This is a genomic window from Fructobacillus durionis, from assembly GCF_900112405.1.
In the GTDB taxonomy this organism is placed as follows: Bacteria; Bacillota; Bacilli; order Lactobacillales; family Lactobacillaceae; genus Fructobacillus; species Fructobacillus durionis.
The window spans coordinates 142452-153506 of the sequence record NZ_FOLI01000001.1 but is presented as its reverse complement, the minus strand read 5'-3'; the positions used below and the strand labels follow the sequence as shown (position 1 = coordinate 153506).

Here is an 11055-nt window from a genome sequence, read left to right as displayed (position 1 = left end):
TCATAAAAATTCTACGACTTTATTGTACAAAAAAAGCAGGAAAATTATTCCTGCTTTTTTTCAGTCAACGACGATCATTCAACCGCTGTTGCATCAAATATTGGTAACGGGAATACCAAACGTCCACGTATCCCTGTGAAAAAGGTCCTTTTTCTTGGTCAATCCAGTCGACCAAAATTTTAACATGGGCCTTCAAGATTTGGTCTACCTCTTTTGGATAGTGCCATTTCTTACTGTGGGCTGCATATTCATCAGCGTCCAACAGGTGCTTCTCCCCGTCTGGGAAAACTTTGACGTCCAAGTCATAATCAATGTACTTGAGTGCCTCTTTATCTAAGGTATAGGGAGAAGCCAGGTTGCAGTAGTAGGAAACCCCGTTATCGCGAATCATCGCGATAATATTAAACCAGTACTTTTTATGAAAGTACACAATGGCCGGCTCGCGGGTTACCCAGCGGCGGCCGTTATCTTCTGTCACCAAAGTATGGTCGTTTAATCCAATGATGGCATTCTCACTGGTTTTTAACACCATGGTGTCACGCCATGTTCGATGCAACGAGCCGTCATGCTTATAACTCTTGATCGTGATGACATCCCCTTCGCGTGGACCGCGACTTGGCTTATCAACAATCATGCTCGTCCCACTTTTCTGACAAAAAATTCCTTTTAGATTATATCATAAATCCTGTCAAAAAAGATTAAAATTAGATTTCTTCACCAAAATCCAACTCCGCTAACGCCCAGTCAATCACGTCGCTGGGGAAGCCCTTCGTATAGAGCTTAGATTTGACTTTATAATAACGATCCTTGGCTGTTCCAGTCCGCTGCCGGCGGGCGGCCTTTTCTGCCTCTTTCAAAGCGTTCGCCTTCTCATCTTCCTCATCCGAGGCGATATCAATCTGATTAATCGCTGCTGTGGCAATGTCAAAAGAAAAGCCCTTTTGTGCTAAAGCCTGCGCGGTCTTTTGCTGACGAATCCGAGTCGAATCCCGCTTGTGGGTTCTGGCGATTTTCTCAGCCATCTTTGTTGCCACTTCTAACTGCGCCTCTTCTGGATATTCCAAAAGGGCATCCTCAATCAGATCATCCTTCACACCAGCCTTCTTCAAGTCCATTGCAATCGCTCGTGGTCCTTTGGGCGAAAAGAGCTGCTTGGTATTCACATAGGCTTTAGCATAGGTCGCGTCGTTTAATAAAAGCTGACTCTGCAAGTACTCAATGACTTGGTCAATCACCTCTTCTTTTATATCCTTGCTTTTCAAGCGGTCACGGACTTGCTTGGCAGTGTGCAAGGCTGGCCCCAAGTAGTTCAAGGCAATTTGCAAGCCCTGGTCAACCAGGTTGGCTTCCTTAATTCGCTCAACTTCTTCTTTGCTGAGTTCACGGCCCTTCATCAGACCAAACTTGGCCAGAACGTTTTCAGAAATACCGAATGCAAAACGTCCGTCTAATTCAAGATTGTATCGTCCCGCTCGTTTTTGAGTGGATATTTTCGTGATTTTTGCCATGCCCTTATTTTATAGAGGACGGTTCAAAAAAGAAAGTCCGCCTACTCACCATCATCGATTACATTGCCAATCCAAAATTCTAATCTATTCTGACAATTCGGAAAGGAGAAATTTCCTAAATCTTTTCAATTATTTTGTATAAATACTTACAATAACTGCTCAAAATGGCCAATTATGCCCCTAATTTTCTAATCTTCCACCCTACTTTAGATTAGACTAAAATGACTCTAATTTACTATGTTATCTATACAGAAAATAAGCTATAATATCATTTATCAAAGAGAAGTGAGGATTTTACATTATGCCAATCAACCCAGCGATGGCCCAAGATGTCTGGAAGGATATCGGGCAAAGCGTACAGTTTACTGTATTGAAGTTCAAGGACTTGCCTGCTGAAGACTTAAAGGAAATGTTCGAAGACTTTGCCGACCGCTCACAAGCAATCATCCGCTCATTGCGTATTCGCGACGGTCAAAACGATGGTACCCCTTCACAATTGAAGGTTGCCATCGGTATTTCAAACCACGCTTGGGATATCATGTTCCCAAACACAACGAAGCCAAAGGAATTGGTTACTTATGAAACCCTTGAAGGCCCTAAGTACCAAATGCCAGCCACCGAAGGTGACTTGTTCTTCCACATTCGTTCAAACAACCAAGCCGTTGTTGTCGAATGCCAGGCTCAATTCATGAAGTTCTTGAAGGACTACACAGAAGTTTTGGACTCAACTCAAGGATTCCGTTACTTCGAAGGTCGCGCCATCATCGGCTTCATCGATGGAACGGAAGCCCCTGCTGAAGCAGATGCCGCACCTTACGCAATCATCGGCGAAGAAGACCCTGATTACATCAACGGTTCATACGCCTTTGCACAAAAGTGGCGTCACGACATGGACTTCTGGAACAAGATGAAGACCGAACACCAAGAAAAGGCCGTTGGACGTGAAAAGTTCACCGACTTGGAATTGGAAGACGAAGACAAGTACAAGAATGCTCACAATGTCGCTTCTCAATACGACGAAAACGGTGAAGAACAAAAGATTATCCGTATGAACGTTCCTTACTCAGACCCAGCAACGGGTATCACTGGGACTTACTTCATGGGTTACTCACGCTACTGGCACGTAACCAAGGGTATGTTGATTAACATGTTGGATCAATCCGACTTCTTGTTGACTTTCTCAGACATCTTGACTGGTCAACTCTTCTTCATCCCATCACGCGATACACTTGCACAAATCGCAGATGGCGAATTTAACTAAACAATTTTAAAAGTCCTGGATGGCCTATCGGCGCCCAGGGCTTTTTTATTTATAAAGTATTACGACTCTTCAGAATAACAAGCAAGTAAAGTCAAACTATCTGTTATACTAAACATGAAAAAGGGAGTTGAACCAAAGTTCAACTTCCGGCGATGCCGCAAATGCGATGGAAGCCTAGTAATCAAGAGGAGCCATCGGCCGCCAAGCTTCAACGATCCCTCTTGTTATTCTTAAGATGTCTTTCGACATACTCTAGCAGGTGGATAATCATATCTACTGCTAAAATAACTAAAAGTAATTGTCCTTCAGTCACCTGAAGGAGGCCACCTTTCTACTGAAATTTGGTTTCTATGATTTCTTGAATCATAGGCGTACCTCCTTCCTATCAAAAGGCGACCACCGCAAATCTTCATCGCTGATTGAATAATAACAGCTTTTTACTGGAAAAACTGTACTTATTCTAATATGTCATAACAATAAAAAACGGCCCACCTTTCGGTGAGTCGTTTTTATATATACTACTAAAAATTCACCATAAAGCTCTCAAACAAGAAGAGTGGATCCACCTGCTTGGACTTCATCTGAATTTCCATGTCTAAAATTTTAAGGAAGCCTTCCCGCACTTTTCCCAGTGGGTACTTGCGTAATGACTGACGGGCCAACTTTACTCGGAATGGGTGAATTCCCAAGGCTTTACCAGCTTCGGCATCGCTTCCAGGTAATGAAGCCACCTGTAACAACAATCGGAACTGACCAAGCAAGAGCGCGTTTAGGCGAAGCGGTGCTTCACCATTCTTCACCAAATCATGGTAGGTTCGAATGGCCGCTTCCTGCTTACCCTTAAGAACCAAATCTGCCAAATCAAAGGCCTGGGCAGTTGACTCTTTAATAACCAAATCATCTACAGCCTGTCTTGTGATTTGCTTACTATCCGCGGCATAAGCTAAGAGCTTTGGCAATTCCTGCAGCATCTTGCTGTAAGAGGCTTGCACTCGCAGCATCAATTCCTGCTCCGCAGCTGTCTCAATCTGAAAGCCCAGCTGGTCCAACAACTGGTGCAAGGCTTGTCCCACCTGTCGTTCGTTCAAACGCGCTAGTTCAAGCTTTTCTGCCTTGGAATTGATGGCCTTCGTGACTTTCTTACGCTTATCCAACTTCATGTCAGCGGCAAAAATCACCAATAGGTTTCCTGGAACAGGGTGCTCAATCAAGGATAATAAGGCCTTTTCCTGGCTATCTGTCAGTTTCCCTGTCGCAGTCATAAAAGTCGGGTTCGTCAACATGACCACCCGGTGGTCACCAAAGAAAGGTGGCGCCGTTAAATCCGCAATCGCATCATCCAATCCAACTGCACCAAAGTCATAAGAGGCAAAGTTCATTTCCTGGTCTTCTTCAGGAATAATCGAAGTAAAGAGTCGCTTGGCCTTTTGAAGTAAGGCTGTTTCATCCCCTGTCACAAGGTACAAGTCAGGTAGGGCCTGATGTTCAATTTGTACTTTTAAGTCCTGCAGGGTCATGTAATGTCACCTCAAAATGTCCATGATTCTTTTGATATACATATCTTAGCATACCCTGGCTTTGCGTATTATAAACAATCATCTTCTCCCTGGCCGCCACCTCTAAAGTTTCCCTATGTGGATGACCATAACGGGAGTTTCGACCAGCAGATACAATACCAACACTCGGCTGCCAACGAGCAAAAACCGCTTCATCAGTTGAAGTCTTCGAACCATGGTGACCAAACTTAACAATGTCCGGGGCAAAGCCGGGATACTTCTCTAATATTTTCTTCTCTCCAGCCTGGTCCAGGTCTCCAGCCGTGTAGATGTTTTTACCACCCAAACGACCGACCCATGCTAAAGAATCATCGTTTCCGGCCGTCCCCGTTTCAAAGGGATAAACAATCTTTAATGGACAACTAGCGACTCGTGTCTGGTCAGTCGCTTCTATCACCTTCGTTCCTCTCAAGTACGGTCTAATTTTCTTTTGATAGGCCGGAAGCGAACCCATTCCCGCCGGCATAACCAACTGATCAACCTTAAAATTCTTCAAAATGACCCGTGCATCCCCTATATGGTCTTGATCCTGATGGGAAAGAGCCAGCGTGTTAATTCTTGAAATTCCACGGGCATGTAAGTAAGGTAGAATAACATTTCTAGCCAATCCCTCCTGCTTTTTTAAAGTTCGCTGTTTCTTTTCACTAGCACTTTCCGGCTGTTGACGGACCTTATAAGATACCGCAGGTCCAAAGCTTACCTTTCCACCCGTATCAATTAACGTAACGGACCGCCGCCTTGGTTCAATCAATACGGCCGCATCGCCCTGTCCGATATCAAAAGTCGTCCACTCGCCGTTAACCGGAAAGCGCACCAGTAAATGACTACTCATCAACAGTAGCAATCCAAAGCCACAAAGTAGGCCTTTGACTTTTTTATTCGCTGCTAAAATGAACCAGGGTAACAAAAACAATAACAATAAGGACGGCCAGGGAAAAGCACCCAACACAATTTGACCAGGTACTTTTCCAACCGTTTCCACCGTTTTATCAAAAAGAAAAACGGCAAAGTTCATTACCCTATCTAACCCTGGAATGAAGTAACCCAATAAGGTAGCCGGTAAAATCACTGTTGAAAAAACCGGCACAGCAATCAGGTTAGCCAAGGTCTGCCAAACATTCCAAGCATACTGATGGGCTAAGATAATTGGGAAAGTGACCAAAGAAAGATAAATTCCCCGCTTCCAATAACTCATATGACCAAGTTGTAGAATCGCAAAGGTCAAAGCAAAGGATAAACGCCCACCCATCGTCAGCAAAACCTGTGAATAGACCAATAAAGAAAGCAAGAGTGATCCTGACCAAACCGTTATCCCAGGTACGGGTCGCCCAAAATTTCTACTGATAATTCTTATTTCACCTGCCACTAAGGCTCGGAATAAAACAACAGGAGCTCCCGTAAAAAGATAAAAAATTGGTAAAAGCACCGCAATCAATCCATCCGATACTTCCCGAGTAATTCGTAACGACCTTGTAAGCCATTGAATGGCAGTCAGAAAAAAGGATACATGCAGGCCGGATAGCGCAAACAAATGAATGAGCCCTAATTCTGCAATCTGCGGGTTATGCTCATAGAGCTGACTCTCCTTGCTCCCCAAGAGCAATGACAGACTGTAGTCACGTAAAGGATTAGGTAAACGATTCGCAAAAAGTTCAGCAGTCTTATGCGCCTGATGTACTTTAAAGTAAAAAGCCTGCCACAAGTTTTCTGCTTCTACTTCTTGGATTTCAACTGACTGAAAGGACAGCTGCTGAGTCACCTTTTGACTCCGCCAAAATTGCTTGAAGTCAAATTGATAGTCATTTGTGGCTGGCATAATGGTTTTTCTTTCCGCTGGCCCGGTAATTTTAACTGGCTGTCTCAATAAATCAAACTTTGTTACCTCCGCCTGATTATGGCAGCGATAAAAGAAGAGTAACTTCTGTCCGTTTTCATCAACACCCCGTCCACTCACCGTTCCCTCCTCATTGACCTTCACCTGGTCTGCCTGGACCAGTAATCGAAACGTTTTATTTTCCTCTTGTTGGTGCGTCTGTTGATTCAAACGGTTGTTTCCCCACAGTGCATATAGGAAAAAACTAGCAGTCAACAGCCAAAATGAAAAAAGCCGCCGATTCCATCCCAGAGTAAAAGAAAAAAGTGGCACAAGTAAGGCAAGAAAAATAGTCAACTCATTGGGTAAATAAACAACCGACGCTAAGGTTCCCCAAATGATAGCCAAAAGAAAAAAGAAACGGGTCCCTTTCATAACTGAAGTTGATCCTTTAATTGTTCAAAACGCTTTGGTCCAATACCTGGAATTTCTTTTAATTCATCAATAGATTTAAAGGGATGCTGCTCCCGGTAGGCAATGATTTGCTCTGCTTTTTTCGGACCTATTCCGGTTAAACTTTCCAAGTCCTTTTGACTCGCCTGATTTAAATGGACCTTCCCTGTATTCTTAGCTGAATCAACTCCCCCTGTATCGGATGCCGAGGGGTTTCCAGGGATTGTGCCAGCATTTTTCATCTCAGGTAATTTTTCCTCACCAATTTTCAGAACATAAACTACCATCCCGTCCGCTAACAGTTGCGCACGGTTGAGTTGCTCAACATCTGCTTCTTCCGTGATTCCTCCTGCCCTTTTCAAAGCATCCTCTAGTCGATCACCAATCTTTAACTGGTAGAGACCTGGGTGGTGAACGGCTCCCTTTACATCCACCTTAATGTACTTGCTAGCACTTGGCTCTTCTTTGGAACTCAATGACTGACTAGATATCATAAAATCACTGGGTGTCTTCTCCTTTTGATGGCCAGCCAAGATGACAAAGAAGGTCACAATTAAAACAAGTAGACCGACCAAGCCAGCTAGCAACCAGCGCCAATAAGTCTTCACCCAAAATAGTAAATTCTCTAAATTAATTCTTTCAAACATCTTCTGTCCTCCTTATTGACATATCACGAAAAAGACAGAAAAAAAGCTTCCAAAATCGGAAGCTCTTTCAATAATTTTATTCAAAATGACTTTGCAATGCTTTTACGACAACTGGTGGTACAAAAGCAGCTAAGCGGTTGGAAGACAACTTGGAAATCTCCTTGACCATTGAAGAAGAAATGTTTTGGTTTTCCGGCTTTGCAAAGAGTAAAACCGTTTCAACATCATCCAAAACCGAGTTGACACCAGCGATATCGCGCTCATACTCGAAGTCCTTACAGTTACGTAATCCGCGAATAATGTATTGTGCACCAATCTTTTCCATGTAGTCAACGGTTAGGCCATCGATTTGACCAACCGTTACGTTCGAAAGGTGGGCAACAGCCGCCTTGGCTAATTCCAACCGTTCTTCAGGCTGGAATAGACCCTGCTTATTCGTGTTTTTCCCAACAGCAACCACCACCTCATCAAAGAGGGCAGCTGCTCGTTCAATAATATCTAAGTGACCATTGGTTAGTGGGTCAAAAGATCCAGGAAACACAGCCTTTTTCATTCTTACAACTCCTTAGGCCTCATATTGGTAGATGGACACACGGGTAATTCCGTAGTCCTTCTGTTTCAACAAAGCAAGTTCTTGATTTGCTTCTGGCAGGTCCGCTACCTGATCAGATTCAATCATGACAATGGCACCGTCCACTAAAAGGCCAGAAGAAATCATCTTGTCAATGTCTTGCTTCAACTTTTCCTTAGCATAGGGTGGATCCAATAAGACCATATCAAAAGTCAAGCCCTGCCCTGCCAGCCGTGATAGTGCTGACGCAGCAGGCGCCTTCAACACCGTAAAGGCATCTTCAGCATGGGTCTTTTCGATGTTCTTTTGAATAACTGCCAAAGCCGCCGGCTGCTTATCAACCAAGACCGCTTCATCCATGCCACGGGAAATCGCCTCAATGCCTAATCCACCAGTACCAGCGTAGAGATCCAGCACACGGCCCCCATCCAAATATGGCATCAGCATGGAAAAGATTGCTTCTTTAACTTTATCAGTGGTTGGTCGCGTTGCACGGCCCTTAACGGCTTCCAGGTGCAAGCCACCAAATTTTCCAGCAATGACTCGCATTTACTTTTCCTCCACCTTGATTTGTTCTGACTGAACCTTATCAATGTTCTTTGGTGATTCTGAAACGGAGGCTGGTGCCCCAGCGGCAGTTTCTCCTTCATCTTGGCCCTTATCATAGGCCTCAAAGAAGACATCATCGTGTAAATCGCCCAAATCAGGATCAATATCGGGACGTGGCGAAACCTTGACCGTTTTCACAAAGCGGTACTTCTTTAGTTTCAACGCTAATTCTTCAGCGTCATCATCATTTACATACAAAGCAACGTAATTCATCTTATTTGAGATATAGGCAATGTCGCCAAACTTTTTCAATTGGCCAACTTGCTTGAGCCCACGCATATAAACGTAGATAGCTCGTCGTTTTTGCATTTCAAACATTAGTGTTTTAATTCCCTTCGTGCCGCATCATCTTGTGGACTTGGCCGAGTTGGTTGAACGTGCTGCGCGGCAATGTTTAAGGCGTATCCCACCGCTGCAGAGAAGAAGACAAAGGAGGATCCCCCACCAGAAATAAATGGGAAAACAACTCCCGTGATTGGGAGCAATCCTAAGACACCACCCAAATTAACAAAGGACTGCATGGTTAGTAGCCCAGCCAGTCCGTATAAAAAGAGGCGGTTATACTGGGACTTTTGGTGAATGCCAAGCACCACCAAACGTCCAATCAGTATCATCATCAGACCAAGCACCACGACAACCAAGACGGCGCCCAACTCCTCTGTGGCAACAGCCATAATGAAATCAGTGTTTGATTCCGGTAAGTAAGGCTTAATTAATGAGTTACCAAGGCCAACACCGAACAATCCCCCGTGCGAAATGGCATAGTAAGAGTAAAGCAGCTGGCGACTCTGGTCCATATTATACCAAGGATCGACAAAGTTTGATAAACGACGAACGGCATAAGACGATGACTCTTTCAAATCCAAAGCCGAAATAATCTGTGGTAAAAAGGCCAACATCAAGAAAAAGATAACGACCAGAATCAGATTAGCCCGTGGCTTCACTCCTGAAGCCAAAACCATGAGTATCAAAACGGAAACAGTAATGAATAAGTTCCCCAAATCAGGCATGATTAAGGTCAAAGCTAAGATAGCAATGGGCCAGAGTAACTTAACAGGTCGGCCGGGCTGTACCCAGGTCCGAATAAATCCACCAAGTCCCTTTCCTGGTTTCCAAGGATAAACCGTAAACCAGTGGGCAAAATAAAGAATCAACATAATCTTGGCTAATTCGACGGGTTGAAGTGTTACCTGTCCTAGGTTAATCCAACCGTGGGCACCGTTAACAGCAGGGGCTAAACGAGCTGCCACCATTAAAATAGTCGTTCCAAAGAGCAGAATGTTTAAAAGAACCGGAGAGCGCAAGGCATTTCGGTTAATTTTAAAAGTCATGAAGGCCGCTGCCCAGCCAACCACAACGAAGATTGCCTGCTTGGCAAAGGACATCACCGGTGCTAAATAGGCGTTTTGTGTGGCAGAGAAGACCATGACGATTCCGAGTAAGGATAAGACGGCGTAGGGAACCGCTATCCAATAATCGAGTCGCTGTAATTTCTTAAACATCAGTTCCCCACAATATCATCAAGAGCTGAACGATCTAAGTTCTTAGCCAAAGCAACAATGAGTTCACGAGCAGCATCAAAGTCAGGAATTGACCAGACCGTTTCGTGAGTATGGATGTAACGGGAGGCAACGCCAAGCGCAACGGCTGGTAATCCCTGTCCATACTTTTGAACACCACCAGCATCCGTACCACCCTTTGAAACAAAGTACTGGTATGGGATGTGGTTATCTTCAGCAGTCTGTAGAATAAATTCCTTCAAACGTGGTGACGTCACAACCGTTGGGTCAAAGACACGAATCAACGTTCCCTGATCAAGAACGCCTTGACGACCAACCGTCTGGTCAACGTCGTTAGCGGCTGATGAATCAACCGCAAAGAAAACGTCTGGCTTCATTTGCTGTACAGCAGGCAAAGCGCCGCGAAGTCCAACTTCTTCTTGAGTATTGGCACCCATAATCAAAGTATTAGGAGTTTGAACACCCTGCAAATCATTCAATGCCGAAACAATGGCGGATACACCGAAGCGGTTATCGTAAGCCTTTGACAACCCACGGTTAGGGTTTGCCATCCGAACCGTCTTCGTTTCAGGAACAATGAAGTCTCCCGGACGAACACCCATGGCTTCCGCTTGTTCCTTCGATTCAAAACCAGCGTCGAACAAGATATCATCAATCGTTAAGGCTTGGGCAGCACCACCCTTACCACGTAAGAGATGGGGAGCAATGGAAGAAGATACAACCGGGTACTGACCTTCCTTAGTAAACAGAGTAAAACGGTGGGCAGGTACCGTCATTGGATTCCAACCGCCCAATGCCACCACCTGAAGTGCACCAGTTGGCAAGATGCCTGCAACCATGAAACCTACTTCATCAAGGTGCGCTGCAAACATAACTCGGGGAGCATCAGCAGCCCCCTCTTTCACACCAAAAAGGCCACCCATGCCATTTTGTTCCACACGGTCAACTAGGGGGCTAATGTCCTCTCGAAAGGCCTTTCGAACAGCATCTTCCTGTCCAGACGTTCCCTGTAATTCCGTGTACTTAACTAGGCGTTCCCAAGTTTTTTGATCCATTATTCTGCCCCCTCTAAAAAAGTCTATGATAACCAATTATATCTCAATCTCAAACATGCTGC

Annotated in this window: 11 protein-coding genes; 1 reads left to right on the top strand and 10 read right to left on the bottom strand. The window is 44.7% G+C overall.

Features of this window, described 5'->3' with window-relative positions; translation table 11 throughout:
* Window positions 1-64 precede the first annotated feature (64 nt).
* Together ntdP and recX are read right to left on the bottom strand one after the other, a co-directional pair.
* Entirely contained in the window at window positions 65-634 is a 570-nt protein-coding gene (gene ntdP / locus BMZ93_RS00785; RefSeq protein WP_091501228.1) for a nucleoside tri-diphosphate phosphatase, read from the bottom strand.
* Between the two features lie 70 nt (window positions 635-704).
* Window positions 705-1508 carry a recombination regulator RecX gene (recX, locus tag BMZ93_RS00780; protein WP_091501226.1) on the bottom strand — a complete coding sequence of 268 codons (804 nt, stop codon included), beginning with the start codon at window positions 1506-1508 and terminating at the stop codon, window positions 705-707.
* 301 nt (window positions 1509-1809) lie between these two features.
* Between recX and BMZ93_RS00775 the strand changes: the two genes are divergently transcribed.
* Entirely contained in the window at window positions 1810-2769 is a 960-nt protein-coding gene (locus BMZ93_RS00775) for a Dyp-type peroxidase (protein WP_091501224.1), read from the top strand.
* 521 nt (window positions 2770-3290) lie between these two features.
* On the opposite strand, the gene holA is transcribed toward BMZ93_RS00775, so the two are convergent.
* From holA to pepA, 8 genes are all read right to left on the bottom strand, one after another.
* A complete protein-coding gene (gene holA / locus BMZ93_RS00770) occupies window positions 3291-4286 on the bottom strand; it encodes a DNA polymerase III subunit delta (RefSeq protein ID WP_091501222.1) in 996 nt (331 codons plus the stop codon).
* Window positions 4255-6573, bottom strand: coding sequence for a DNA internalization-related competence protein ComEC/Rec2 (locus BMZ93_RS00765; protein WP_091501220.1), 2319 nt, complete (start codon window positions 6571-6573; stop codon window positions 4255-4257). The genes holA and BMZ93_RS00765 overlap by 32 nt, the downstream gene beginning before the upstream one ends.
* Window positions 6570-7238, bottom strand: coding sequence for a helix-hairpin-helix domain-containing protein (locus tag BMZ93_RS00760; protein WP_091501219.1), 669 nt, complete (start codon window positions 7236-7238; stop codon window positions 6570-6572). Before BMZ93_RS00760 ends, BMZ93_RS00765 begins: the two co-directional genes overlap by 4 nt.
* A gap of 76 nt (window positions 7239-7314) precedes the next feature.
* Complete coding sequence (gene coaD / locus BMZ93_RS00755; RefSeq protein ID WP_091501217.1) at window positions 7315-7791, bottom strand: pantetheine-phosphate adenylyltransferase; 477 nt, start codon at window positions 7789-7791, stop codon at window positions 7315-7317.
* 12 nt (window positions 7792-7803) lie between these two features.
* On the bottom strand, window positions 7804-8358 hold the full coding sequence (gene rsmD / locus BMZ93_RS00750; RefSeq protein ID WP_091501215.1) for a 16S rRNA (guanine(966)-N(2))-methyltransferase RsmD: 555 nt from the start codon (window positions 8356-8358) through the stop codon (window positions 7804-7806).
* Window positions 8359-8736 carry a YlbG family protein gene (locus BMZ93_RS00745; protein ID WP_091501213.1) on the bottom strand — a complete coding sequence of 126 codons (378 nt, stop codon included), beginning with the start codon at window positions 8734-8736 and terminating at the stop codon, window positions 8359-8361. It abuts the gene before it with no gap.
* A complete protein-coding gene (locus BMZ93_RS00740; RefSeq protein ID WP_091501212.1) occupies window positions 8736-9920 on the bottom strand; it encodes an FtsW/RodA/SpoVE family cell cycle protein in 1185 nt (394 codons plus the stop codon). The genes BMZ93_RS00745 and BMZ93_RS00740 overlap by 1 nt, the downstream gene beginning before the upstream one ends.
* Window positions 9920-10993: a glutamyl aminopeptidase gene (gene pepA / locus BMZ93_RS00735; protein ID WP_091501210.1), complete on the bottom strand. Its 1074-nt coding sequence runs from the start codon at window positions 10991-10993 to the stop codon at window positions 9920-9922. Before pepA ends, BMZ93_RS00740 begins: the two co-directional genes overlap by 1 nt.
* Window positions 10994-11055: the final 62 nt, after the last annotated feature.

Excerpts from the sequence above, each read along its gene's own strand:
- ntdP (WP_091501228.1), bottom strand. The coding sequence starts at position 634 with ATGATTGTTGATAAGCCAAGTCGCGGTCCACGCGAAGGGGATGTCATC.
- recX (WP_091501226.1), bottom strand. The coding sequence starts at position 1,508 with ATGGCAAAAATCACGAAAATATCCACTCAAAAACGAGCGGGACGATAC.
- BMZ93_RS00775 (WP_091501224.1), top strand. The coding sequence starts at position 1,810 with ATGCCAATCAACCCAGCGATGGCCCAAGATGTCTGGAAGGATATCGGG.
- holA (WP_091501222.1), bottom strand. The coding sequence starts at position 4,286 with ATGACCCTGCAGGACTTAAAAGTACAAATTGAACATCAGGCCCTACCT.
- BMZ93_RS00765 (WP_091501220.1), bottom strand. The coding sequence starts at position 6,573 with ATGAAAGGGACCCGTTTCTTTTTTCTTTTGGCTATCATTTGGGGAACC.
- BMZ93_RS00760 (WP_091501219.1), bottom strand. The coding sequence starts at position 7,238 with ATGTTTGAAAGAATTAATTTAGAGAATTTACTATTTTGGGTGAAGACT.
- coaD (WP_091501217.1), bottom strand. The coding sequence starts at position 7,791 with ATGAAAAAGGCTGTGTTTCCTGGATCTTTTGACCCACTAACCAATGGT.
- rsmD (WP_091501215.1), bottom strand. The coding sequence starts at position 8,358 with ATGCGAGTCATTGCTGGAAAATTTGGTGGCTTGCACCTGGAAGCCGTT.
- BMZ93_RS00745 (WP_091501213.1), bottom strand. The coding sequence starts at position 8,736 with ATGTTTGAAATGCAAAAACGACGAGCTATCTACGTTTATATGCGTGGG.
- BMZ93_RS00740 (WP_091501212.1), bottom strand. The coding sequence starts at position 9,920 with ATGTTTAAGAAATTACAGCGACTCGATTATTGGATAGCGGTTCCCTAC.
- pepA (WP_091501210.1), bottom strand. The coding sequence starts at position 10,993 with ATGGATCAAAAAACTTGGGAACGCCTAGTTAAGTACACGGAATTACAG.